This is a genomic window from Bacillus sp. FSL E2-8868, from assembly GCF_038005505.1.
GTDB classification, from domain to species: domain Bacteria; phylum Bacillota; class Bacilli; order Bacillales; family Bacillaceae_G; genus Bacillus_A; species Bacillus_A mycoides.
In genome coordinates this window covers 113,402-137,639 of sequence record NZ_JBBOTI010000005.1, presented here as the reverse complement: position 1 = coordinate 137,639, position 24,238 = coordinate 113,402, and the positions used below count along the sequence as shown (strand labels likewise).

The 24,238-nt window shown below is 34.7% G+C and carries 23 protein-coding genes, 1 pseudogene and 1 riboswitch; of the genes and pseudogenes, 13 read left to right on the top strand and 11 right to left on the bottom strand.

Features of this window, described 5'->3' with window-relative positions; translation table 11 throughout:
• Window positions 1–25: 25 nt before the first annotated feature.
• Genes NSS74_RS27445 through NSS74_RS27435 form a run of 3 tightly spaced genes read right to left on the bottom strand, consistent with a single transcriptional unit; the run spans window position 26 to window position 3,036 of the window.
• Window positions 26–1,033 carry a FecCD family ABC transporter permease gene (locus NSS74_RS27445; RefSeq protein WP_002140220.1) on the bottom strand — a complete coding sequence of 336 codons (1,008 nt, stop codon included), beginning with the start codon at window positions 1,031–1,033 and terminating at the stop codon, window positions 26–28.
• Window positions 1,030–2,070 (bottom strand): FecCD family ABC transporter permease, encoded by a 1,041-nt coding sequence (locus tag NSS74_RS27440; protein WP_002029518.1) that lies wholly within the window; start codon window positions 2,068–2,070, stop codon window positions 1,030–1,032. The genes NSS74_RS27445 and NSS74_RS27440 overlap by 4 nt, the downstream gene beginning before the upstream one ends.
• Window positions 2,071–2,118: 48 nt before the next feature.
• Window positions 2,119–3,036, bottom strand: coding sequence for an iron-hydroxamate ABC transporter substrate-binding protein (locus NSS74_RS27435; RefSeq protein ID WP_000732562.1), 918 nt, complete (start codon window positions 3,034–3,036; stop codon window positions 2,119–2,121).
• Between the two features lie 330 nt (window positions 3,037–3,366).
• On the opposite strand from NSS74_RS27435, the gene NSS74_RS27430 reads away from it, so the two are divergent.
• The gene (locus tag NSS74_RS27430; protein WP_016121395.1) at window positions 3,367–4,416 is read left to right on the top strand and encodes an NAD(P)/FAD-dependent oxidoreductase; all 1,050 of its coding nucleotides are present in this window, start codon (window positions 3,367–3,369) and stop codon (window positions 4,414–4,416) included.
• Window positions 4,417–4,647: 231 nt separating this feature from the next.
• On the opposite strand, the gene NSS74_RS27425 is transcribed toward NSS74_RS27430, so the two are convergent.
• Window positions 4,648–5,016 (bottom strand): hypothetical protein, encoded by a 369-nt coding sequence (locus NSS74_RS27425; RefSeq protein WP_002010187.1) that lies wholly within the window; start codon window positions 5,014–5,016, stop codon window positions 4,648–4,650.
• A gap of 182 nt (window positions 5,017–5,198) precedes the next feature.
• Here NSS74_RS27425 and NSS74_RS27420 point away from each other — a divergent pair, with 182 nt between their 5' ends.
• The 7 genes from NSS74_RS27420 (at window position 5,199) to NSS74_RS27390 (ending at window position 10,996) form a co-directional block, all read left to right on the top strand.
• Complete coding sequence (locus NSS74_RS27420) at window positions 5,199–5,438, top strand: helix-turn-helix domain-containing protein (RefSeq protein WP_002010190.1); 240 nt, start codon at window positions 5,199–5,201, stop codon at window positions 5,436–5,438.
• 248 nt (window positions 5,439–5,686) lie between these two features.
• Window positions 5,687–6,199, top strand: coding sequence for a hypothetical protein (locus NSS74_RS27415; protein WP_002091282.1), 513 nt, complete (start codon window positions 5,687–5,689; stop codon window positions 6,197–6,199).
• A gap of 20 nt (window positions 6,200–6,219) precedes the next feature.
• The gene (locus NSS74_RS27410) at window positions 6,220–6,669 is read left to right on the top strand and encodes a hypothetical protein (protein WP_002140223.1); all 450 of its coding nucleotides are present in this window, start codon (window positions 6,220–6,222) and stop codon (window positions 6,667–6,669) included.
• A gap of 178 nt (window positions 6,670–6,847) precedes the next feature.
• Entirely contained in the window at window positions 6,848–7,516 is a 669-nt protein-coding gene (locus NSS74_RS27405; protein ID WP_002016710.1) for a hypothetical protein, read from the top strand.
• Window positions 7,517–7,747: 231 nt separating this feature from the next.
• Window positions 7,748–9,013 carry a hypothetical protein gene (locus NSS74_RS27400; RefSeq protein ID WP_012260248.1) on the top strand — a complete coding sequence of 422 codons (1,266 nt, stop codon included), beginning with the start codon at window positions 7,748–7,750 and terminating at the stop codon, window positions 9,011–9,013.
• A 143-nt stretch (window positions 9,014–9,156) separates the two neighbouring features.
• The gene (locus NSS74_RS27395; protein WP_002140225.1) at window positions 9,157–10,383 is read left to right on the top strand and encodes an ATP-binding protein; all 1,227 of its coding nucleotides are present in this window, start codon (window positions 9,157–9,159) and stop codon (window positions 10,381–10,383) included.
• A 229-nt stretch (window positions 10,384–10,612) separates the two neighbouring features.
• Window positions 10,613–10,996, top strand: coding sequence for a hypothetical protein (locus NSS74_RS27390; RefSeq protein ID WP_033715352.1), 384 nt, complete (start codon window positions 10,613–10,615; stop codon window positions 10,994–10,996).
• A 25-nt stretch (window positions 10,997–11,021) separates the two neighbouring features.
• Here the strand turns inward: NSS74_RS27390 and NSS74_RS27385 are convergent, their stop codons facing one another.
• Window positions 11,022–11,654, bottom strand: a complete 633-nt coding sequence (locus NSS74_RS27385; protein WP_002140228.1) for a cyclase family protein — start codon at window positions 11,652–11,654, stop codon at window positions 11,022–11,024.
• An 85-nt stretch (window positions 11,655–11,739) separates the two neighbouring features.
• Window positions 11,740–11,852: riboswitch (SAM riboswitch) on the bottom strand.
• Window positions 11,853–12,001: 149 nt separating this feature from the next.
• Here NSS74_RS27385 and NSS74_RS27380 point away from each other — a divergent pair.
• Both NSS74_RS27380 and NSS74_RS27375 read left to right on the top strand, forming a co-directional pair.
• Window positions 12,002–13,111, top strand: coding sequence for a PRK06851 family protein (locus tag NSS74_RS27380; protein WP_002140229.1), 1,110 nt, complete (start codon window positions 12,002–12,004; stop codon window positions 13,109–13,111).
• 113 nt (window positions 13,112–13,224) lie between these two features.
• Window positions 13,225–14,007: a nucleotidyltransferase domain-containing protein gene (locus NSS74_RS27375; protein ID WP_002140230.1), complete on the top strand. Its 783-nt coding sequence runs from the start codon at window positions 13,225–13,227 to the stop codon at window positions 14,005–14,007.
• Window positions 14,008–14,141: 134 nt separating this feature from the next.
• On the opposite strand, the gene NSS74_RS27370 is transcribed toward NSS74_RS27375, so the two are convergent.
• The gene (locus NSS74_RS27370; protein WP_002016702.1) at window positions 14,142–15,443 is read right to left on the bottom strand and encodes an MFS transporter; all 1,302 of its coding nucleotides are present in this window, start codon (window positions 15,441–15,443) and stop codon (window positions 14,142–14,144) included.
• A 147-nt stretch (window positions 15,444–15,590) separates the two neighbouring features.
• Entirely contained in the window at window positions 15,591–17,117 is a 1,527-nt protein-coding gene (locus tag NSS74_RS27365; RefSeq protein ID WP_002140232.1) for an FAD-dependent oxidoreductase, read from the bottom strand.
• Window positions 17,118–17,695: 578 nt separating this feature from the next.
• Here NSS74_RS27365 and NSS74_RS27360 point away from each other — a divergent pair.
• Window positions 17,696–18,781 (top strand): fatty acid desaturase family protein, encoded by a 1,086-nt coding sequence (locus NSS74_RS27360; protein WP_002091268.1) that lies wholly within the window; start codon window positions 17,696–17,698, stop codon window positions 18,779–18,781.
• A 50-nt stretch (window positions 18,782–18,831) separates the two neighbouring features.
• On the opposite strand, the gene NSS74_RS27355 is transcribed toward NSS74_RS27360, so the two are convergent.
• The 3 genes from NSS74_RS27355 to NSS74_RS27345 all read right to left on the bottom strand — a co-directional run bounded on the left by NSS74_RS27355 (window position 18,832) and on the right by NSS74_RS27345 (window position 21,256).
• Window positions 18,832–19,524 carry an amino acid ABC transporter permease gene (locus tag NSS74_RS27355; protein ID WP_002140233.1) on the bottom strand — a complete coding sequence of 231 codons (693 nt, stop codon included), beginning with the start codon at window positions 19,522–19,524 and terminating at the stop codon, window positions 18,832–18,834.
• A 93-nt stretch (window positions 19,525–19,617) separates the two neighbouring features.
• Window positions 19,618–20,412 (bottom strand): ABC transporter substrate-binding protein, encoded by a 795-nt coding sequence (locus NSS74_RS27350; RefSeq protein WP_002016697.1) that lies wholly within the window; start codon window positions 20,410–20,412, stop codon window positions 19,618–19,620.
• Between the two features lie 121 nt (window positions 20,413–20,533).
• Window positions 20,534–21,256: an amino acid ABC transporter ATP-binding protein gene (locus NSS74_RS27345; protein ID WP_002029539.1), complete on the bottom strand. Its 723-nt coding sequence runs from the start codon at window positions 21,254–21,256 to the stop codon at window positions 20,534–20,536.
• A 210-nt stretch (window positions 21,257–21,466) separates the two neighbouring features.
• On the opposite strand from NSS74_RS27345, the pseudogene NSS74_RS28045 reads away from it, so the two are divergent.
• Window positions 21,467–21,817, top strand: a pseudogene (locus NSS74_RS28045) (HAMP domain-containing protein); the annotation flags it as partial.
• Entirely contained in the window at window positions 21,809–22,759 is a 951-nt protein-coding gene (locus tag NSS74_RS27340; RefSeq protein ID WP_407707508.1) for a methyl-accepting chemotaxis protein, read from the top strand. The pseudogene NSS74_RS28045 and the gene NSS74_RS27340, both read left to right, overlap by 9 nt.
• A gap of 30 nt (window positions 22,760–22,789) precedes the next feature.
• On the opposite strand, the gene NSS74_RS27335 is transcribed toward NSS74_RS27340, so the two are convergent.
• Window positions 22,790–24,124 (bottom strand): FAD-binding oxidoreductase, encoded by a 1,335-nt coding sequence (locus NSS74_RS27335; protein WP_002140235.1) that lies wholly within the window; start codon window positions 24,122–24,124, stop codon window positions 22,790–22,792.
• Between the last annotated feature and the right edge of the window lie 114 nt (window positions 24,125–24,238).

Here is a 24,238-nt window from a genome sequence, read left to right as displayed (position 1 = left end):
AGAAAAAAATCTTGAGGGTGTTTCTCTATGCCTTCTTCAATAACAAATACATAAAGTAGGGTGCACCAATTAAAGCAACGACAATACCAGCTGGAATACCGCTAGGTTCGACGATATTTCGTCCAATTGTATCCGCTAGTAGTAATAACCATCCGCCGATTAAAACGGCGATAGGGATGAATATTTGATGCCTTGGACCTACTAAAGATTTGGCGATGTGAGGAGCCATAAGTCCGATAAAGCTAATGCCTCCTGTTACGGAAACAGCAGCGGCAGCAAGTGCAACGGCGGCGATTAATAAGTATCTTCGTTCTTTTTCAATTTCAATTCCAACACCGATTGCTACTGGTTCGTTTAATGCTAGTATATTTAATCGATTTGCTTTATAGAAGACAAATGGGATTAATACGATTAGCCATGGAAGCATTGCTAAAACAAATGTCCAGTCATCTCCCCAAATGTTTCCGGCAATCCATTTAGCGATAAAGTCTACTTTCATACGATCTGCAGATGAAATAAGTACAATCATCGCGCCAGATAGTGCAAATGAAAAACCGATGCCGGTTAATGTTAATCTTATTGGCTGAAGGCCTGTGGATTTGCTATATGAAAATACGTAAATTAGAACAGCTGTTAGAAACGCACCGATAAATCCAACGACTGGTAGTAGGTAAAGAAATGAACCTACGTCTATCGGGAAGTATAGAAAGAAAACAGAAACTGCAACACCAGCACCAGCGTTAATGCCGAGAATACCAGGTTCAGCTAAATCATTTCGGGTAATACCTTGTAATATAGCACCTGATAAAGCGAGTGCCATACCGGCTAATAATGTAATGACGATTCTAGGTAGCCTTAAAGAATATAAAACGAATTCTTCTTTAAATGTACCTTGTCCCATAAGTGTTGGGATTAATCTGTCATAGGAGAGAGCGGCAGAACCGAGTCCCATTCCAATTACAATTGTTGTGATGGTAAGTATGAGTAATGCAAGTATGATAAGGCGTTGTTTCTTTATAATAGATTGCATCATGAGAAAGATCTTCCTCCTTTACGTACAATAAATAGGAAGAATGGTAATCCTACAATTGCGACGATTGCAGCAACTGGTGTTTCATACGGAGCGTTAATTGTGCGTCCGATTGTATCTGCGAGCAGCATAAAGGAAGCACCAGCGATCGCTGACATCGGTATAACAAAACGGTAATCTGGTCCAACGATTGGACGAACCATATGAGGTATCATTAAGCCGATAAATGCCATGTTTCCGACAAGCGCTACAGAAGCACCTGCAAGCAAGATAATAATGATAAATAAAATTGTTTTAATGACGATAATCTTTTGACCGAGTCCAACAGCAACTTCTTCACTGAAACTAAGAACTGTTAATTTCTTTGCAAGTAAGATAGCGATAAATATACTTATTGAAATAACCGGAATAATAATTTTTAATTGGCTCCAACTCGTTCCAATTACGCCCCCAGCCGTCCACATTGATACATCTTGTGAAATTTTAAAGTAAATGCCAACACCTTCTGAGATTGCAAGTAGAAATGCTGAAACAGCAGCACCAGCTAATACAATTCGAAGAGGGGAAAGTCCGCCCTTTTTCACCATGCCAATTCCAAATACCATAATAGCGCCAATTGCAGCACCGATAAAGCAAGCTAGTGTTAAGTAAAGGTAGCTTATAGAAGGATTGAAGGCAAGTGTTAGTGCAAGTGCAGCATTTGCGCCACCAGTTAGGCCAAGTAATCCAGGATCGGCAAGTGGGTTTCGCGTTAATCCTTGCATAATTGCACCAGAAACAGCGAGTCCAGCTCCTACAAAAATAGCAGCAACCTCACGTGGTAAACGTATTTCACGAAGGATGGATAGCTTATCTCCTTTAGCAGAGGAAGTAAGTGCTAACCATACGTCTTTTATAGAAGTATCTGCAGCGCCTAACACCATTGCAAACATAAAAATAAGAAAGAATGCAATGATACTCAAAATTAATTTGTATGTAAAAGCGTTGGAACGTAGGTTGTCTTGCTCTTTTTTCATTCGTTTCACATCTTTTCTTTTTATAGAATAAAGGAAGAGGAATTCTTAAATTAAGAATTCCTCATGTTTGTATTATTGACCAAGAAAGCTCTTCTTGAAGAAGTCTAGTTGGAAATCTAATGTAAGTGGATCATTGAAATAGAATTCCATCATGTTTGCTTCATATACACGATTATTTTTTACTGCTGGAATGTTTTTATATGATTCTGTCTCTTGGAATGAGTTATCAGTATCTTTGTTTTTACTTACGATTAAGTAATCACCAGCAAACTCAGGTAATACCTCAGTAGATAATGCGTAGTATCCTTCTTTTAAAGCTTTTTCTTTTACTTTTTCAGGCATTTTTAATTTCATTTCTTGGTAAAGAATTTCTGTTCCACGGCCCCAGTTTTCGCCGTATACGTAAAGCTGTTTGTTGAAGTTTTCAACAACAGAAACGGTTGCATCTTCACCGATCTTCGCTTTAATGTCTTTTCCAGCTGTTTGTGCGCGTTTCTTGAAATCATCAACCCAAGTTTTTGCTTCTTTTTCTTTATTTAATAATTTACCGATTTCTAAGTGTTGTGTTAAGTAATCAACTTTTCCGTAAGTGTATGTTACAGTAGGAGCGATTTTCTTTAACTTATCAACATTTTTAATATTTGATAAACCAATGATTAAATCTGGATTTAATTCAGCAATCTTTTCAACATTCTCATCTGATACTTCAGCGACATTTTTCAGTTTGCTATCGAAACGTGGGTTTTGTTTAGACCATGAATCTACCCCAACAAGATTTACACCTAATGACATTACGTTACCAGCGAATGATGATAGGACAACAACACGTTGTGGATTTGCTGGAACTTCTACTTTACCATTTTCAGATTGGTATGTAATTGTTTCTGATTTCTTACCTTTTGCGTCGTTCTTCTTGTCTGTTGAACCGTTGCTACAAGCACTCATAACAAGGACGAACAGAACTGTTAGTGAAATAAATAATTTTTTCATCGTCTTTCTCCTTTTGATAGATGATATGTGATATACAATAAATTGTTTAGCTTTGATCTTTTGAAAAGTTAGTGGTAATACAAAAGTCTTATTAACAATCTTGAACTTGAGATTTTACCATGTAGTATTCACCATAGTAATAGAAGAAGATGTAATCTCACAGTTGCTAATAATTAACAAATTGATAATGATTATCACTATTGATTCTTTAAATACTATAATTTTATATAGGTGTATTGTCAATAGTGATTTTGATTGTAAAATTTATAAAAACAAGTTATATTTTATTGAGAATGATAATCAATTATTAGTAGCTGAGGAGTGACACGAATGAATCAAGAAGAATTGTTTGATGTAACTGTGATAGGCGGAGGACCTGCAGGGCTTTATTCAGCTTTTTATAGTGGACTAAGAGAGATGAAAACGAAAATAATAGAATTTCAACCACAGTTAGGTGGAAAAATACATGTTTATCCGGAGAAAATGATTTGGGATATTGGCGGATTATTACCGGTCACTGGTGAGAAATTAATTGAGCAACTTGTACAACAAGGATTAACATTTCAGCCTGAAGTTGTATTGAATACAAAAATAGAATCAATTATTCGTAATGAAGAGGGTATTTTTACGTTGAAAACAAGCTCTGGGGAAGAACATTTTTCAAAAACAGTGATCGTCGCAACTGGGAGTGGTATATTGAATCCACAAAAGTTATCAATTGAAGGTGCTGAGAGATTCGAAGTCTCAAATTTAAATTATACAGTTAAATCGTTAAAACGTTTCAAAGATAAAACGGTAATTATTTCAGGCGGAGGGAACTCCGCAATTGATTGGGCGAACGAATTAGAACCAATCGCGAAAAAAGTTTATTTAACATATAGAAAAGAAGAATTATCTGGTCATGAAGCACAAGTAAAACAACTTATGAACAGTTCAGCAGAGTGTTTCTTTAATACATCGATTACAAAATTAATTGCTGGTGATAACCATGAAGCGATTGAATATGTAGAATTAACAAATCATGAAACTGGAGAAGTTTCTCATTTATCTATCGATGAAGTTATTATTAATCATGGATATGAACGCGATATAACATTATTAGAAAATAGTGAGCTAGATGTTGCTATTGTTGATAATTATTATATTGCAGGGAATGCAAATAGTGAGTCCTCGGTAGACGGATTATATGCCGCTGGAGATATTTTAAAGCATGACGGAAAATTACATTTAATTGCAGGGGCATTCCAAGATGCTGGAAATGCTGTGAATAAAGCGAAACAATTTATTCAACCTGATGCAAGTGAGTACGGAATGGTTTCTTCCCATAATGAAGTATTTAAGAAGAGAAATCGAGAATTGATTAAGCAGATGATGAAATAATAAAGGAACAAGTATACCCCCATTTACATCTCTATTTCTATGGACGAGAGATACAAATGGGGTTTTTCCTGTTTACTATATTTTCAATCATTTTCATGACACCGTTTTCATTAGTTCATGTCATATGAATGTATTTCTATAAAAAGGGAACACAAAGACTTGAACATTTTATTTGTAAATCTTTCTAGGAAACAATGAATCTATAGTTGGTTTGTGCGGAACATTATTAAATTATGCTGTCCCTTTTTCCTGTTCATTAGGAAATGGGATATTTTGTATAGAAACAATATATTGTTTTCCGTGTTGTCGAGCTAATGATTCTAATATTTGACGAACGCGTTTTGTAAGATTGCCTTGTTTTTTTATAGCTTCACAATATGCATCATAGAAAACGTATTTAGCCCAAAGGAAATCATCTTGTTGGAATAAGAAATGATTTTTGTACCATTCACCAATCGTATGATAACAATTATTTTCATGTACTGCTGCACTTTGTGAAAGAATACGATCGGATAAAGACTTAGATAGATGAGAAATTGTGTTTTCTGTTTCAACTCGTAATGTTTTTTCTAACATTGTAATGATGTGACGAGTAGCCATATGTTAACTCTCCTTTGTGTAAATGGGTAATACCATTCTATATTTAAAAAAATACTTACTATACTATTATACAATATATGGAATGCATCTACCTGCTTTTTAATTTGTATTTACAAAATCTTTTTTATTTGTTTACAAAAATAAAGTAAGATACATTATGTATATGAAAAAATAATAAAGGAATGAACACATTGTATATAACGATAGAAGAGGCTGCGGAGTATTTGAAATTACCAAAATCGTATGTTGAAGACTTAATTCAGCAAAAGAAAGTTCGTGCATTGTTTGATGGAGAGCAATATTTAATAAATAAGGAACAGTTTAATACACATTTAGAACAAATGGAGAAATATAAGCAGCTAGTGGAAGAAATATTAAATGAACCAATTCCAGAAGATATGGATGTTAAAGACGAAGATTAAATTTATAAAAACCCCCCGTATTAAGATATGCAGAAATGTATCTTAATACGGGGGGTTTTTATATTAAGGGATGAAAAATTCATCCGAAATCCTAGAGTTACTTTAAGGGAAAGAAGATTTTATAGGGATTAGTACTATTAGTTAAAAGCATATTTTTTCATAGCGGGGACAAACATAGCGAACATAACCTGTACAGATACATATACTATCAGTGCAAAAGCTTATAAATTAATGGAAGGGGTTTTCTCGTGAGTTTATTTCATTGTGATTTTTTGAAAGACTTAATTGGATCTTACGTGAGAGTAAACAGAGGTGGTCCAGAATCTCAAAAAGGAATAATAGTCGCAGTATGTTCGGATTACTTTGTATTAAAGAGTGAAAAAGGAGAGCTTTCTTACTATCAGCTTCGCCATCTAAAAAGTGTTACAAAAAATACGAAAGATTGTGAAGCAGATGATTATGGATGGTTGGAATATGAAGATGACTTTGAAAAGCTACTTCAAAGCTTCAAATATCGCTGGGTGAAAATTAATCGGGGTGGCCCAGAAAAAATTGAAGGTATTTTACAAGATGTTTCTTGTGATTATGTGACATTAATTGTAAAAGAAGAAGTTATATTAATCTCAATAGCTCATATTAAGAGTGTTAGTTATAGCCCCGTAGTGTGCGGAGAGAGCGAAGAAAGTAACAGTGAAAGCAACAGTGAAAGCAATAATTCAGGTCGAACTCGTGCACAAAGACAATCAAGTAGAGGAAGATAATAAGGAAGGAGGATACGAACTTGGAGAGCGTATTATGCTGTGATCAAATTAAAGGTTTAGTCGGTGAGAATGTAAAAGTAAATCTGCGCGGACCAGAAAGTCGAGTAGGTGTACTGTTATCGTTAGGAAAAGATTACCTTACACTACAATTACCTCATGGAGAAGTAGTGTATTATCAGCTGAAACATGTGAAGAGTCTAGTCAAGAAAGTGAAAGAAACAAAATGTGACGATTACTATGGTTCATGTTTCTATTCTGATGAAGATACTTTTTTTGATGTATTAAAAGACCTGAAGTATAAGTGGATAAAGATTAATCGCGGTGGACCAGAGTGTGTAGAAGGTTTATTAAGTGAAGTGCATGAAGAATGTATTATACTAGTAAACTGTGATGAAGTTATTTATATAATTAATTATCATATTAAGAGTGTGAGTCAAATAGTGAAATGTAAAAAGAATGAAGATGAATAATGTTTAATAAATAAGAGGGGCATTATGATTGGAAGTAAAGAACGATTTCATAGTTCGCTACAATTATGAACGATATATGAAAAGGATCTCTTACTATTAAAAGACAGAACATTGCCCTGATTATTTTTTTAGAAATGGAAGGCAGGAAAAGTAGTATTTTATAGAAAGGAGGATATAGATGAATGAGTTAAACAAAAATATTGGAGAAAATATATACGTTAAATTAATCGGTGAAAAAAGATTTAAAGGTGTATTAATTGATGTAGGAAATGATATTGTAGTTCTTTACAATGGACAAGACTATGTATATATATCTTTATACCATATCCAGTATTATAAATTTTTAAGAGAGCATGATGAAGAAATATTAAAGCCTGGTGTGGACTCTGTAATTAAGAGGGAATCACCTTCAATTTCTTTGAGAAAAGTATTAATCACATCTAAAGGGATTTTTACAGAAATTTATGTGGCAGGAAATGTTCCGATACACGGTTATGTTACAAGTGTGATGAACGATTATATTGTTTTTTATAGCCCTGTTTACAAAACTGTATATATATCTTTAAAGCATTTGAAGTGGTTAATTCCTTATAAAGAGAACCAAGTGCCTTATTCCCTCAATAAAAATGAACTCCCCGTAAATCCATTAAATATTACTCTAGCTAGAACTTTTGAAGAACAGCTTATTAAAATGTCAGGGAAAATTATGGTGTTTGATTTAGGCGAGGAATCTAATAAAATCGGAAAGATGACGAAAATTGATGAAGGGCATATTGAAATATTAAAAGCACGTGACGCAAAAATGTACGTGAATATTCAACATGTGAAATCTGTCCATTGTCCGTAGGCTAGTTGAAAGGGCTGGCTTTTTCTTTTATATATAGGGAAGAAAAGGTCGAGCCTATTTGTTTAATTCGATTTGGATATGAGGGGGAAATGAATTGAATATCATATAGGTATGTTAGTGTGATCTTTGAAGGGGCAATCTTGTACTAAAGGTGTACGAGCTACCTTTTTGTGTATTCAACTCACTTTTGAGGAAGTGCTGCTCAACTACTTTATTAAAGGGGTTTTGTTTGTGGAGCAGTTTCCAGATTCGTTTTCGATTACATTACTTGGCAGTGCTGGTGGAGCAGCAAAAGCAGTGTTAGCAATTTTGAATCAAGCGGTAGTAAATGAAAAAGATCCAATTTATGAAGTGATAAAGAATGTGAACTTCCATTTGGTGGATATAAAACAAAAAGATAAAAGTTATTATGATGAGTTGTTTCCAAATTTGAAAGAGCAATTTTTTTTATATGAAATAAACCTTCAAGATGTAGTCAAATTTAAACATCATTTAAAGGAAAAAAGAACGAAGGTTGTTATTGATGTTTCAGGTGCAGATACAATTAGGGTACTGAGTTGTTGTAATGACCTTGGCATTTGTTATATTAATTCGGCTTTGGAAAATGAGGCAGTAGATCAAGACGATAGTTTACTTGGTTTTCAGCTTACGGAAAGGTATACGAGGTTTGAGAAGGAGAAAGAAACATTTACAAATACAAGAGCGATTATAGGCTCAGGTATGAATCCTGGTGTTGTTCAATGGATGGTTGTTGAGCTTATGAAAGAACGTCCAAATGAAAAGCCGCGAGCATGCTATATTGTAGAACATGATAATTCATTTTTGAATGATAAAGAGCTTATAAAACCTCATACACTTTATGCATCATGGGCAGTTGAGCGTTTTCTTGATGAAGCGATATGGAGTTATCCTATGTATATGAGTCATCATCGCCCACTTTACTTTTATGAGGATGTATATGCTTCAGAGTATAAAGTAAAGTTAGGTGAAAAAGAATTTTATGGTTGCTTAATGCCACATGAAGAAGTTTTAATTTTAGGGAAATCTTTTAATATGGAAGTGGGTTTTCTTTATCGGATCAATGAGTATACAACAAACTTAATTAGACAGAACTTAGACAAAGTGGAAGATTTATGGAATTGGAATCGTAAAGTATTTAATCCAGCAGAAGATGATATTATAGGAGAAGATTTAGTCGGTGTGTTACTCGTTTATGAACATAATGAGACATACATGTATAATGTAATGAATAGTAGCCAAGTTTTTCGAAAATATAAAACAAATGCGACGTACTTCCAAGTAGGGTGTGGAATTTATGCTGGCTTATGTAGTTTACTGTTAGATACTTTTGGACAAGGCGCTTATTATGTAGAAGAATTATTATTAAATACTGAAAGTAAGTATGGGGAATATTTAAATTTATATATGAAGGATTTTGTAGTAGGACATAATAATTTTACAGATGGATTGCTAAATGATAGGGTAAGATGGATATAAATTGTAACTGAAAAGGAAGGAGCTGTATCTCCTTCCTTTTAGTATTAGAAGGTTACATGTTGCCCTGAAAGCAATTTCATAATTATAATTTAAAGAGATAACACTTGAAATGTTTTTTTGTATTGATCAAGAGGAGTTTTTATATGAACAAATACAAGAGCTTGATTTATGAAGAAAGAGAAGCTTTAAAAGTATTTATATTATTATTCTATATTATATTCTTTTTATATGACGTTATCTATTATTTTGTTTATCCCGCTATGAATATTAATGAAGCAAGGGTAGGGTGGCCAGAAGGTGGTATGGGAATAGGTGTATATATATTAGTAATATCTTTATTTCCTATTTCAATATATCTTCAAAAACAAGGTTATGTATATTTTGTGAAATACTTATTTTTAATTGGGTACATGCTTATTGATCTTATTAATAACTTAATGATTTATTTACACAGTGATCGTGTTTTTGAAAATGGAAATATGGTTGAAATATTTTTAATTCTATTTGCACCGATTTTCGTGAACAGAAAATATTTTTATTTCGTTTCCTGTAGTGTAATTGGAAAATATGTATTTTTTACTTTGATATTACAAGATGTAAAAGTTGTGATTCCGCTTGTATTATGTATATTCTTTTTCATCATTTCGCATTCTTTATTAAAGAGATTTCAATCTTATGTAAGGACAGTTGTTGAGATGATGAACAGTATGAAAGAGACAGAAAATTTAGCGGTTATTGGGACTATGTCTACAACAATCGCTCATGAAATTCGAAATCCATTAACAGCTTTAAAAGGATTTACACAAATTCAAAAAGAAAGAAATCCTGAAGATACGATGAGCTATGAGATTATGCTGCAAGAAATTGAGAGAATTAATGGGTTTGTTAGTGAATTGATGTTATTAGGAAAACCGAAACCAACAAATTATGAATGGTGTAATATAGGGGAAATCCTTTTATATGTTGTACAGTTAATGGAAAGCTATGCGACTCAATATAAAGTTAAATTTAATTTGCAAGTAGATGGAAATTTACCCGTTATAAATGGTGATGATAAGCAATTAAAACAAGTGTTGTTAAACATCATCAAAAATGGAATTGAATCGATGCCAGGAGGCGGGAATATTCGGATTCTGGCATATGAAAAAGCTGGAGAGAACTTGTGTATTTCTGTTGAAGATCAAGGTCTTGGGATAGAAAATGAGAAAATAGAAAAGATCGGAAAAGCTTTTTATACAACAAAAGAGAATGGTACAGGTCTTGGATTAATGATTACATATAAAATTATTGAAGAACATCAAGGGAGTATCGCGATTGAAAGTAGTATGGGGATAGGAACGAAAGTGGAAATTTATTTACCAACAGTGTAGTGCATTAGACGAAATTACTTTTCAGAAAAGTGTTCTTGTTGTGTAAATATAAACATTTTATAAAATGTTTCAAGAAGGGTTTTTTTTATAAAAAACTTCGTTTATAATGGAGGAAAATATCGACATAGAGCTTTTAGCTCATGTAACGGTTCAGTAGTGTTATGAAAAGAAAAGAAGGGGTGCACGCGCATCCTTTTTTCTATGCGGATATGATGAAAGGGGTGGTATGATGGAATTAACATTAAATTCGACTGTATGTTTACACACGATTCAATTTCGAAAAGAGCAAAAGAACTATATTGTAAAAGATACGATTACAGGAGAGACATATGAAATGCCGCCACTTTGGATTGATGCACTAGCAATGATGCGTGACGGTTTTTTATTGGGAGAAATTGAGGAGAAATTAAAAGAAGAATATCCAGCAGAAGAAGTAAATATGGTAGCATTTACGAGGCAACTGTTAGAGCTAGAACTTGTCGAAATGGTAGATGGAGAAGAGATAGCTTGTACAAAGAAGAAAGATAAAGATTATTTAGCGTGGATACGACCAAAGGTGGAGCAATTCTTTTTTAACTTAAATAAAAAATATAAAAGCAAAGGTCAAAAGTGATCTTTGCTTTTTTTGTAGACCATGTTTAAAAAATAACAGCGAATGCCCTTGCGAAAGCACCGTCACTATTTTTAATTTTTAAAGGTGCTGCTGAGAAAAAGAATCGTTTCGCTTTAATGGCATCTAAGTTTGTTAAGTTTTCAATTAAGTAAATATTATTTCCTAACAGTATGTGATGAATCGGTGATGTTTCTGTCGTTACCTCATCAGGAGAAATAAAATCTAAACCGACAGATTTTACTTTTAATTGAACTAGTTCTTCAGCTAATTCTTCGGAAAGATAAAACGCTTCTTTCTCATAAGCTTCGGTATTCCATTTATTAGATAGATTGGAATGGAAAATGACAATATCGCCTTCTTTTATGTCGACAGTATGTAATACTTCCTTAGGTAATTTTCGCTCTTGAACATGAGTCACATCGATAAGAACAGCTTCGCCTACAAATTGATTTAGGGATAATTGATCAATAGTGGTTGCGCCTGAAATGAAATGAGCAGGCGCATCACAATGCGTACCAACATGAACGACAGAATGAAAATTCGTAACTTGATAACCTGTTTCTTCAACGCTTGTAATGGCTTCTAGTTGGATTTTTGGTGTTCCAGGAAATTGAGACATATTATTTTCAAACGTTTGTGATAGATCAATTACTTTCATTTTACATACCTCCAATATATTTTTTTCAAATAATAAAAAGCCCACCCTTCATAATCAAGAAAGATGAGCTTTACATACTAGTTGAGTTTTATCTTCCAAAATGCAATGCATTTTGCAGGAATTAGCACCTATTCAGTTTGCATAAACTGAGGTTGCTGGGCTTCAAAGGACCGGTCCCTCTGCCTCTCTTGATAAAGGTTTATTCGGTTTTAAATTCGGAATATTTGTGATATTTAAATTGTAATTCATTTCCTTTTTTCGTGCAATACAAATTAGGTGTTCACCCAAATAAAGTTGCTCGCATATTGTAGCTTATGTAAGTAGAATGCTGCGAAGGAGTGAGTGCAGTGACAGGGAATGTATTGAATTATTATGCCGGTGGAAATACAGCTAGAGGATTTCACAGCTTATACGAAGAGAATTTGAAGGGGCTAGACAGGTTGTTTATTTTAAAGGGAGGCCCAGGAACGGGAAAATCTTCTTTAATTAAGGCAATAGGTCGTGAATGGGTTGAAAAAGGATATGATATTGAACTTTTGCATTGTTCTTCTGATAATAAGTCAGTTGATGGAGTGATTATTCCGAAATTAAAAGTAGGAATTGTTGATGGAACATCACCGCATGTTATTGAGCCGAAAATGCCAGGAGTTATTGAAGAGTATATAAATTTAGGAGTTGCTTGGGACTCAGATAAATTAAGAAAGCAGAAGTTAGAAATTGAACGGTTTGTATTAGAAGCGGGCAAGGCTTTCAAATCTGCTTACGGATGTTTTAAAGAGGCGTTAGTTATACATGATGAGTGGGAGAAAATATATATTAATAACATTGATTTTAATAAAGCAAATGAACTAACAGATCAGCTAATTCAGAAATTATTTGCAGATAAAAAGGGAAAACAATCGATTGTGAAACATCGTTTTTTAGGAGCTGCTACACCGAAAGGAGCAGTTGATTTTGTTCCTAATTTAACAGAAGGATTACCACATCGTTATTTTATAAAAGGACGCCCGGGTTCTGGAAAATCAACAATGCTTAAAAAGTTATCGAAGGCAGCAGAAGAAAAAGGTTTTGACGTTGAAGTATATCATTGCGGATTTGACCCGAATAGTCTTGATATGGTTATCGTAAGAGAATTAGGATTTGCAATTTTTGATAGTACCGCACCACATGAATATTTTCCAAGTCGCGAAGGTGATGAGATTATAGATATGTATGCTCTTATTGTTAAACCAGGGACGGATGAGAAGTATGCTACAGAAATTCGTGACGTTTCCATTCAATATAAAGCAAAAATGAATGAGGCAATGTCTTTCTTAGCAAAAGCAAAATCAGTTCGTGATAAATTAGAACGAATTTATATTGCTGCTATGGATTTTTCAAAAGTGGATGCATATAAAGAGGAAATTCAAAAAGAGTTTGAACGCATTGGGGCTACTGTAATGGAAAAGAAAAAATAAGTGCTTTATTGAGCTGTCAGAAATTGTCTGACAGCTGTTTTGGTATATAGTAAAATTAGTCGTATATTTGTCGAATTCCCAGGGAAATAATCAAAAAATGGAGATGGTATGAAATGAGAGAGAAAATTGAATTAGAACTAGAGCGAATTGAAAAAGAGAATGGTGTGAAAATTTTATTCGCTGTGGAATCAGGGAGTCGGGCGTGGGGGTTTCCATCGAAAGATAGTGATTATGATGTTAGGTTTGTTTATATACACCCTGTAGAATGGTATTTATCAATCCATGATAAGCGTGATGTAATCGAATATCCAATTAGTGATGATTTAGACATAAGTGGTTGGGATATTAAAAAGGCATTGCAACTATTCGCGAAGTCAAATCCAGCCTTACTTGAGTGGATTCGATCACCAATTTTTTATTCGAAAAACTCTAACTTTCCAGAACAGCTTCAGCAAAAGAGTGAAAAGAATTTTGATCCAAAAGCAACGATATATCATTACTTACATATGGCTTCAAAAAATTATCGTGAATTTTTGCAAGTTGAAAATGTAAAGTTGAAAAAGTACTTTTACGTACTACGTCCTATTTTAGCTTGCAAATGGTTAGAAGAGAAAGGGACATTGCCCCCAGTAGAATTTGACCGGTTAATTATGGAACTATCAGTAGAGCCTAGTGTATTGAATGAAATTGAAAAGTTGTTAATAAAGAAAAAAGCAGGTACTGAATTGGACGTTGGATTGAAAATTGAGGTGCTAAATCAATTTTTAGAAGAACAAATTGATTATTATCAGCAATACGTGAAAGGGATTGAAAAGGGATTAGGGATTGATATTGAGAGTTTGAATACATTATTTCGAGATATGTTGTTTGAAGTATATGAAAAAGAGCACAAGTGAGTTTGTGCTCTTTTTTATCCCGCATTAACGGGCAGTAAGACTCCCACCTCAAGATTCGGCTGGAGCGAAGAAGTTAGGTGGGAGGTCAACTGCCCGTAAACGCCCGATTGGTGAGGGCTGATTAAAGTTTCACTTTATTTTGTAGGAATAAAGAAAACAGATATAGCTGCGATAAGACCTGCAAAGGAGAATAAGTAAAAATTCCACGCCAAGTCATATTGCATTGTCATAATAATACCGACAAGAATAGGGCCAGCAATCGCACCAACTCGGCCAAGTCCAAGTCCCCAGCCTAAGGAGGTAGCTCGTATATGTGATGGGAAGTATTGTGTTACATAAGCATTTAATATTTGAGTAATACCGACTGATCCAATTCCAGCAAGACCAATTAAAAGATAAATGATTGTAACAGATGGTTTAATTGTTAATAGTCCAATACATATGGCTGCCATAAGATAGGAGATACTAATAACAATTTTTGCTCCTATACGATCGGCAATCGCCCCAGCAAATAATGCACCGATAGCTGCAGTAATATTTAGTATAAGTAGAAATGATAAACTAGATCCAAGAGGGTATCCTGCCTGGCGCATCATCTGTGGTAGCCAAGTATTTAAACCGTATATTAAAAACATTCCCATTATATAAGTGAGCCAAAAAAGTAGTGTTGCTTTTATGTAATCTTTTGAGAATAACGTAAGAAATCCATTTTTCTTTTGTATATTAGATGGTGTTTCAGGAATTTCATCTTTTACATGGAATTCAATTTGAAAGCGATTAAGAATTTTATTCACTTCTTCTTGTCGATTTCGCGATAATAAAAATTGAATGGACTCAGGTAAATAACGAATAATGAAAGGAATGAGGAGTAGCGGAATCATTCCGATGCCAAACATAATTCTCCATCCGAAATCTTCTAGCATAAACATGGATAAAATAGCGCCTAACACGATACCTAAAGGATAGCCGGTAAACATAAGAGCATAAATAAAAGATTGCCGTTTTTTTGGTGAATATTCAACAGTAAGTGCTGAAGCCGTTGGGATAACACCGCCTAATCCGATTCCTCCGATAAATCGAGATAACCCAAATAATTCAGGAGAAGGAGCAATTGCAGCTAAGCCCATTGTGATAGAAAAAAGGGCTAAACAGCATATAAGTGTCCATTTTCGTCCAATTAGATCTGTAATGGTTCCAACTAGAATAGCACCAATAAACATCCCAAATAAAGCATAGCTGGCAATTGTTCCAGCGTGGGCTGGTGATAGTGCCCAGCTTTTGTCTTCTAGGAGCTTTGGCAGAACGGCGCCGTAAATACCTAAATCATATCCGTCAGCTAGAATGGCTAGCCAACAAATAAAAACAACAAGTTTTGTAATAGAACTTGAAAAGATAGTTTCTGTAGATTCTAGATGAGGTGGAGCAGAAGGTTGCATAGTATTCACTCCTTTTATTTGTAGATGAATATATTATTTTATTTTATTTAATGTTAATATTTCCCTGCGTATGTCGAAATTTATATGAAAAGGTGTCATGAAAAATAAAAAAGTTCAACAGGATTCCCGTTGAACTTCTTTGTTTTTTTATTCGTTATCAACTCGCTTTAATGGTTGATCTGCTGGACCTTCCATAACATCCCCATCAATTGAAAAACGGGAACCGTGACAAGGGCAATCCCAAGTACAATCACCGCTATTCCATTCAACTTCACAGCCGAGGTGTGTGCAAGTTGTATCGACGATATGTAACTTTCCTTCTTTATCTTTATAAGCACCTGCTCGTTTACCGTTGACATGTACAACAGAACCTTCGCCAACTTCAAGATTTTCTGGCTTACGTAATGCGGTTTCAATTTTTCCTTCAATTAAGTGTTTAGCAACATCAATGTTCTGAGAGAGGAAAGTTTTTATATCCGGATTTGCATGAAAGCGTGATGGTGCAAACAGTTCTTTATATGGGCTGTGGACTTTTAGAATGGAGTCCTTCAGTAAATGAGCTGCTGCAGTTCCAGTCGTCATTCCCCATTTACGATATCCAGTTGCCACAAATATATTTGGATTCCTTTCGTTAATATGTCCGATATAAGGGAGTTTATCTAGCGTGATTAAATCTTGCGCTGACCATCTATAAGGAATTTCATCTACTCCAAAAGTAGATTCAGCAAAGGAATATAGTGCATCATAATGAAGCATCGTATTAATTCCTTGGCCTGTTTTATGGCTCTCTCCGCCAATCAATATCAACTTTTCTCCATTGCTTGTCGTATAACGTATGGAGCGTTTTGGATCATCGATACTTAAATACATGCCCCCTGGATAATCCGTTTTTGCTTTTATTGCGAGGGCATAGGAGCGTTCTGCGTACATTCGCGTAAAGAAAAAGCTATTAGCATCATAAAAAGGAAAATGTGAACAAGAGACAATATATTTACAAGTGATGCGATGGTCACCCTTTGTAATAACTTGTGGATAATCTCCTTTTTCCACATCAATAGCTGTTGTTTGCTCATAAACTTTTCCACCCATTTCCACAAACTTTTCTAAAAGTGTTTTTAAATAAAGTAGGGGATGGAATTGCGCTTGATTTTTCATCACAAGTGCAGATTGTACGGGAATAGGAATCGACAGGGATTGAACATAGTCACAAGGAATATTTAATTTTTGATAGGCTTCATATTCTTTCGTTAAATTTCGCAGGCCATTATTGGTAGTTGTATATAAATACGAATCTTCATTTGTGAAATTACAGTCGATTTTATATGTTTGTACAGTCTCGTTTATGAATTGTAGAGCTTTATTATTTGATTCGTAGTAAAGCCTGGCTTTTTCGACACCAAAATTGTTTATTAATTCATCATAAATAAGATCATGTTGAGCTGTTACTTTTGCGGTTGTATGCCCAGTTGTTCCATTTAAAACAGAACCAGAATCAATTAAAACGACTTTCATTCCTTCTTTAGCGAGTAAATAGGCGGTGGTAATGCCTGTAATACCAGCTCCGATAACAGCAACTTCTGTCTTTATATTTTCGGATAAATGAGGAAAAGTAGGAAATTGAGTAGATTCAATCCAATAGGATGATGGTAACTGCGGAAATGTGTCATCTGTCATTTTGAAAACCTCCAAATTAGAACAATTTTCCTTTTAATATTTCCATATTATATGGAATTCATGTATGTTGTTTTCGTAGCGTTCTATTCTTACTAAACGAAAGAAAAAATATTTTAATATAATTATTTTATTGGGGCAGTATGAAGAAGTAGGATTTATATAAAGCTAAATTCAAGTGATTCCATTTGTTGATTACATAGAGAGTTCTTGAATAAGATAGAGTCTATGTTGTTTAAGTGGATAGGTATATATACCTGATAAAGCCTTATGAAATCTATGCTTTTTCTTTAGTGAAATAAAGTATAATTATAAAAATATAACCAACTTTTATTACTAGGTCATAAAAGTTGTTGACAATATAGAAATTCTATTGTTATGATTCATCATGTGGAAAGGTTGATAGAGAGTAAAAAGAGAAATGTTTTTCATTGATAATAAAAGCGAAAATTAAGTGACGATAGAGTGAGTATATTTTCCTTATGATAAATGCTTTTTGGATCACGTAGTAAAATCAATCTGGAAGCAAGAATTGATATATGCAAGTTGCGCGGGGCGCGGCATAAGAAAGGGGCAAAAGGATGAAGGAGCTTCATACGTTTGGGTGGTATGCAGCACGTGTAGCACCACATTTGCCGAAAAAAGCATTTAAACCAGTGCCTAATCGATTATTTGGTGGACTGGCTTATTTACTTGTGGCATTGGCTGGTTTAATAACGATCGGTGTATTTGAATTGAATGTGTGGGCAAATCTAGGAATTGCAATTGTTCTTGGATTATGTTTTGCTTCACTTGGATTTTTAGGACATGAAATTTTACATGGAACAGTTGTAAGAAAGGCATGGCTTCGTGATTTTTTAGGTGCGATAGCATTTATGCCATTATCAACTGGCCCAAAACTTTGGAGAAAGTGGCATAATGCAACGCATCATGTTCACACACAGCATGAAGAGAATGATCCAGATGCATGGCCGACATTTGAGAAACTGAAAAAGAGTAAGTTTTTGAGTTGGGTATATCGCATGCCTCTTCATGTACGTTCATTCTTTAGTTTCCTGTCACTAACAATTCAATTTACGTTACATTCGACTCGAATGTTCTTTCATTTTATAAAAGAATTTAAGTCATCCAATCAAAAATCTGTATGGCTTCAACTTCTTTTGCCCTGGACAGTTTGGATTAGTTTATTGTTTATTATGGGACCTACAAAGTGGTTCTTTGCATACGTGATTCCGTTGTTAATTGCTAACTTTATTGTAATGGCGTATATCGCAACAAATCACCGCTTAAATCCTATTGTTCCAGTAAATGATCCTTTAGCAAACTGTTTATCAGTAACAGTACCGCGCTGGGTAGACGTTTTACATTTCAATTTCTCATACCATACAGAACATCATCTGTTTCCTGCTATGAGTTCTAAATACTATCCATTAGTAAAAGATAAAATTAAAGAAATGTGGCCGGAACGCTATCACGAAATGCCGATGACAAAAGCTTTGGCAGCACTTTGGAATACACCACGTGTGTATTATCACGGAAGTGAATTAGTTGATCCGCATAGGGAGCATTTCTATGGTTCTTTAGGAAATGGATTGGATCCTCATAATATTTCATATCGTGAGGAACATATAGAGGAAAAAGAGACTATAAAAAAAGTAAATCAATAATAGACATATCTTACGATGAAAAAGCAAGCTCTCTTAGAGCTTGCTTTTTGTTATAAAGAGACTTCTTTCTTGTTCTTCGTCTTGACCTGGACAGAGTTATTTTCTTTTCGTTGTAGTCGTTTTTCTAGAAGACTAACAAGATAAGTAAATAGAAGAACTAGTGCGAGATAGTATACACCAACAATGATATATGTATCTAATTGCTGGAAGTTACCTGCGGCAATTGATAAACCGGATCCCCATAATTCGGACATTCCTACATAAGCGACAAGTGAAGAATCCTTTAATCCAATAATAAATTGGTTCCCTAGAGGGGGAAGAGACAGACGAAATGCTTGTGGTAATATAATCCGGCGCATCGCTAAAGGGTAAGGCATCCCTAAAGAGCGAGCAGCTTCCAATTGTCCACGATCAACGGACTGAATGGATCCGCGGAAAATTTCAGTAATATATGCACCGTTATGGATTGCTAAAGCAATTGCTCCTGCCCAAAAAGGAGTGAAGACAATAATCGATGTAATACCGAAATAGAGAATGGCAATTTGAACAATTAAAGGTGTACCACGAATAATGGCGATATATACATGAGCAATACTATTTAAAATCTTATTGTTAGAGATTCGAAAAAAAGCGAATAGTAATCCAATTAGTGAACCAAGTAATAGGGATGTTAGTGTTAATTGTAATGTGACAATAGTAGCCTTTAAGAGTGTGGGATAAGTAGACATAAAAATTTCAAACATATGTGTCACCTCATATTGTATGGATTTTAGTAGGGAATGAAATACCCCACATAAAAAGTGGGGCATAATGTATGAAACATTTGACTAGCTAATTTACTTCGTTTTTTCCTCTTCACCGAGAATATTACGCCCAAACCATTTTTTACTGATCTTTTCATACGTACCATCTTTAATGATTTCATCTAAAGCTTTATTTACTTTCTCAACCATTTCTTTATCATCTTTACGAATAGCAATTCCCATTTCATCAAGATTTAATGGTTTTCCAGCTTCTTTTATATTTGATTTACCTTCTTTGATCATACGTAAACCGACCATTTGATCAGTGATTACTGCATCAATACGTCCAGGCTCTAAGTCCATAAGTGCAGTAATATCGCTATCATATTCTGTGATTTGATCTGTATGTTTTGCAACAAGGTCTTTAAAGGTACTAGCTTTTACAACACCAATTTTCTTACCTTTCAAATCTTCTGGAGAAGAGATAGATGTATTCTTTTTAGCCACAAAAATTTGGGCACCAGAACGATAATAAGGATTGGAGAAACTAACAGCTTTTAAGCGTTCTTCTGTAATTGCCATACTGCCCAATATAGCATCATATTTTTTCGATTGTAGACCTTGAATTAGCGTTTCCCATGGATTTGTAATAGGAGTGGGTTTCATATTCATTTTTTTCGCAAGTGCCTCACCAATTTCCACATCAAAACCGGCAAGCTTTCCGTCATTTTCTTTATAGTTAAAAGGTTTATATAAGCCACTCATCGCATAACGAAATTCTTTTTCACCATTTGAAGAAGTAGTAGCACTTTCCTTACTACAGGCTCCTAGTATGAAGGATGTACATAATGTAATACTCGCAACAATGGTTAATAGTTTTCTTTTCATAAAACCCCTCCTATATATTGATCATACGGATGGTTTTAAGTATGTTACTGAGATATTTTATTTGGACAATTAGTTGTGCACCGTATGGATGTATTTCTTTTCATTTGAAACAGAAGTTACATTATAAAACGTTGCGTAAAAATTGTTTTGCTCGTTCATGTGATGGAGCTGAAAAGAATTGTGCTGGCGGAGCGTCCTCTACAATCTTTCCGTCATCCATAAATATGACGCGATCAGCTACATCTCTTGCGAAATTCATTTCATGAGTAACAATAATCATGGTCATTCCTTCTTCAGCAAGTTCTTTCATAACTTGCAATACTTCTCCAACAAGTTCAGGGTCTAAGGCTGAGGTAGGTTCATCAAATAGCATAATTTTAGGATTCATAGCAAGAGCTCGTGCAATCGCAACGCGTTGTTTTTGACCACCTGAAAGTAGGTGAGGAGTTACATCCGCCTTATCTTGTAGGCCGACTTTTTGTAGGAGTTGATTCCCAACATCCTTCGCGTCTGCTGTCTCCAATTTTTTTACGTGAATAGGTGCTTCTATGATGTTTTCTAGTGAGGTCATATGAGGAAAGAGGTTAAAGTGTTGAAAAACCATACCGACATTTTCACGGACTTTGTTTAAATTTGAATGCTTTGGATCAATTCGTTCACCTTGTAAGTGAATTTCACCTTCATCGTACATTTCTAAAAAGTTAAGACAGCGAAGTAATGTACTTTTACCGGAACCACTGGCACCAATTAAAACAACAACTTCTTTTTCTTTTACTTCTAAATCAATTCCTTTTAAAACATCAAGCGAGCCGAATGATTTTACTAGATTTCGAACTTGAATCATACAAAACCCCCAGTCAAAAATATATTTTACAAATGTTTCCCCTTATTTCTGTTATTAGTCACAAATTGTCAGAATCCTTTATTTTTTTGACGGAATTTGATATTCAAGGGAATTATGATTTTTAAAATCTCTATATCTTTCTATAACGAAAATATGGATAATAATATATAGGTAGCACTTATATTGCTTATAAGAAGGGGGAAAGAAGAGATGGAAAAAGAAAGAAAAACATTTTCCTTTGGCTTGCGTATACAGCTTATGTTATTTACTACAGTTTTAGCTTTCATTACATATTCAACAAGTTTAATTTTCATTTACGTTATATATGATTACTTTCAAAGTTATGTAAGTCAAACTGTTTATAATATTATCGTTATGTTATTAGGTGTAGTATGGTCTGGAATTTTAGCGTATGGGGCAGCAATATTTTTAATTAAACCACTTCGAAAGTTGGAAGAAGCAGCAAGGAAAGCGGCTGATGGTGATATTCGTGAAGATGTCCCGTTGCCAAAAGTAGATGATGAGATTAAATCTTTAAGTGTTGCATTTAATATGATGCTCGAGAACTTAAGAGGTATGGTAAAAAATATTGATACTACATTTTCGTATACAAATAATCAAGTTCAGCAAATTAGAAGACAAACAGGGGAAGCGACAAAGCAAGCACGCGGTGTGTCTGAAACTCTTGCAGAGATTTCTTCTGGCGCCGAGCAATCAGCAGCTTCCATTCAGGCGATTGTTTCAACTGTCGATACAACAACCTCTATTGCGAGTGAAGTAGAAGAAAAAGCAAAAAAGTCCGACGAATTGTCTTTAGAAATGGTTCAAGCTTTAGGACAAAGTACACGTGTCTTTACTTCTTTAATTCAAGGCATTCAAACATTGGCAAAAGAGAATGAAGATTCGATGCAAAATGTACAGAAGTTAGAAGAACGAATGAAACAAGTAGAACATATTGTTTCTGTTGTGAGTGAGATTGCTAGTCAAACGAATTTATTAGCATTAAATGCTTCTATTGAGGCAGCTCGTGCTGGAGAGCATGGAAGGGGCTTTGCAGTTGTAGCTGAAGAAGTACGTAAACTTGCTGATGAAAGCGATCATTCTGCAAGAAATATATCGCAGTTATTACGAAATATGCAAGAGGAAGTGCAACAAGTCGCATTGAAAATGACGGAGCAAGTGAAAACAGCTAAAGAAGAGGCAAAACGAGGAGAAGCTACTGAATTAATTTTAAAAGAAATGTCATCGAGTATTATGGAAGTTGCCGATGCAACTAAGCAAATTAGTAGCTATATGAACGAACAAGTGAGTCACATTCATCAAACAGGAGCACAGACGAAGGCTGTAGCAGCAATTGCTGAGGAAACATCAGCTGGTTCACAAGAAGTGGCACGTGTGACGTTGCAACAATCTAAAAATATGGTAGTAATCGATCAATTATTAAAGGATTTAGAGAAGCAAGCAGCGGACTTGAAACAAACCATTGAACGATTTTCAATGTAAAAAGGAAGAACAGAATTCTGTTCTTCCTTTTTACGTATGGAAAGGAGGAATGCTTTGTTGAAAACGAAAAACATTACAAGGGTCATATGCTGTCTTCACTTTACGCAACCTTTGAAAATTAGAGCCATAATAACTAGTTTGCCAATTTTTTATGTCGATATCGGGCCAATTGACATAGTCTCCTAGTGTGTAAGGATCTAAGCTTTCCCGTAAATCTTTAACCCAGCGTATATTTCGATTTTCTTCATCGTTGCATTTCCAAGAAGTAATATATTCTTGAGCAATGATTGCCTTGCGGTGGAAATAAGCTGTTTCATTAGGCGAAATGTTTTCTACAGCACCTACGAGTGATTGGTGCCAAATACTCGCATCTTTATTTGGTGCATGAGAAAGAAAATATTGTAAGATTTGAATACCTTTAAGAGGGATAGGTTTATATACGTAGGAACCAGAGCGTTTGAATTTTTTAGGAATATTGCCGCTATTAAAGAATTGAACAGCCTTTATATACGGGACTTCATCTATAAAGAGAGAAGGATTACCAGTTTCAAGAAGAGGAGATAATAGATGATAGAGTTCAGAAGGAGAGCCGACAAATTCACCTTTCACCTCGATTTTATTTCGTTGTTTAGAGAATAATTCAATTGATGAAGTGAGACGTTCATCTATATAAGGTGCCCAGTTTTGCCAAGCTTGAAATGCAGCAATAAAGTCTTTCCATTCCCATGTAAGTGAGAAAATTGATACGTTTTTAATAGGGTGGACTCGAAAGGTTAAGGAAGTAATAATCCCGAAATTTCCACCGCCACCGCCACGGCATGCCCAAAATAGGTTAGGGTTTTCTTGTTCATTTGCACGAATGATTTTTGCACCAAATTTCCCGCACGCTTGTACCATTTCGACTTCTACTAATTGATCACATGTTAGTCCAAATAAGCGTGAAAGCATGCCAATGCCACCGCCGAGTGTTAACCCCACAATTCCGACACTTGCACTTGTGCCAGCTGGTATTGTAACACCATATTTCCAAAGTTCTTTGTACACAGTGCCAAGATTTGCACCCGCTTCAATTGTTGCTGTTAATTTTCCTGTACTAACCGTAATTTGCTTCATTTCACTCACATCAATAATAAGCCCGCCATTTAAAAGAGAGAAATTTTCGTAGCTATGTCGTCCACTTCTTAAGCGAAATGGTATATGACGCTCACGTGCCCATTTTAAGGCGTTACACACATCATTTTTATTTTGACAAAAAACAATAATACAAGGAAATTTTGGAATGCTTAAATTTAAATTTATTCGGGCTATGTCATACCCAGGATCCGAGGGAACGACGATACGACCAGTTAATTTTGTTTGTTTCAATTTATATCTCCTTTCTGAAATAATATGAGCTTGTATTAGTATATGAAGAGTGTATTTAACACGCATGGACGAGAAGAAGAGAAGGGTTAGATTTATCCCGTTATTTGCGAGCGG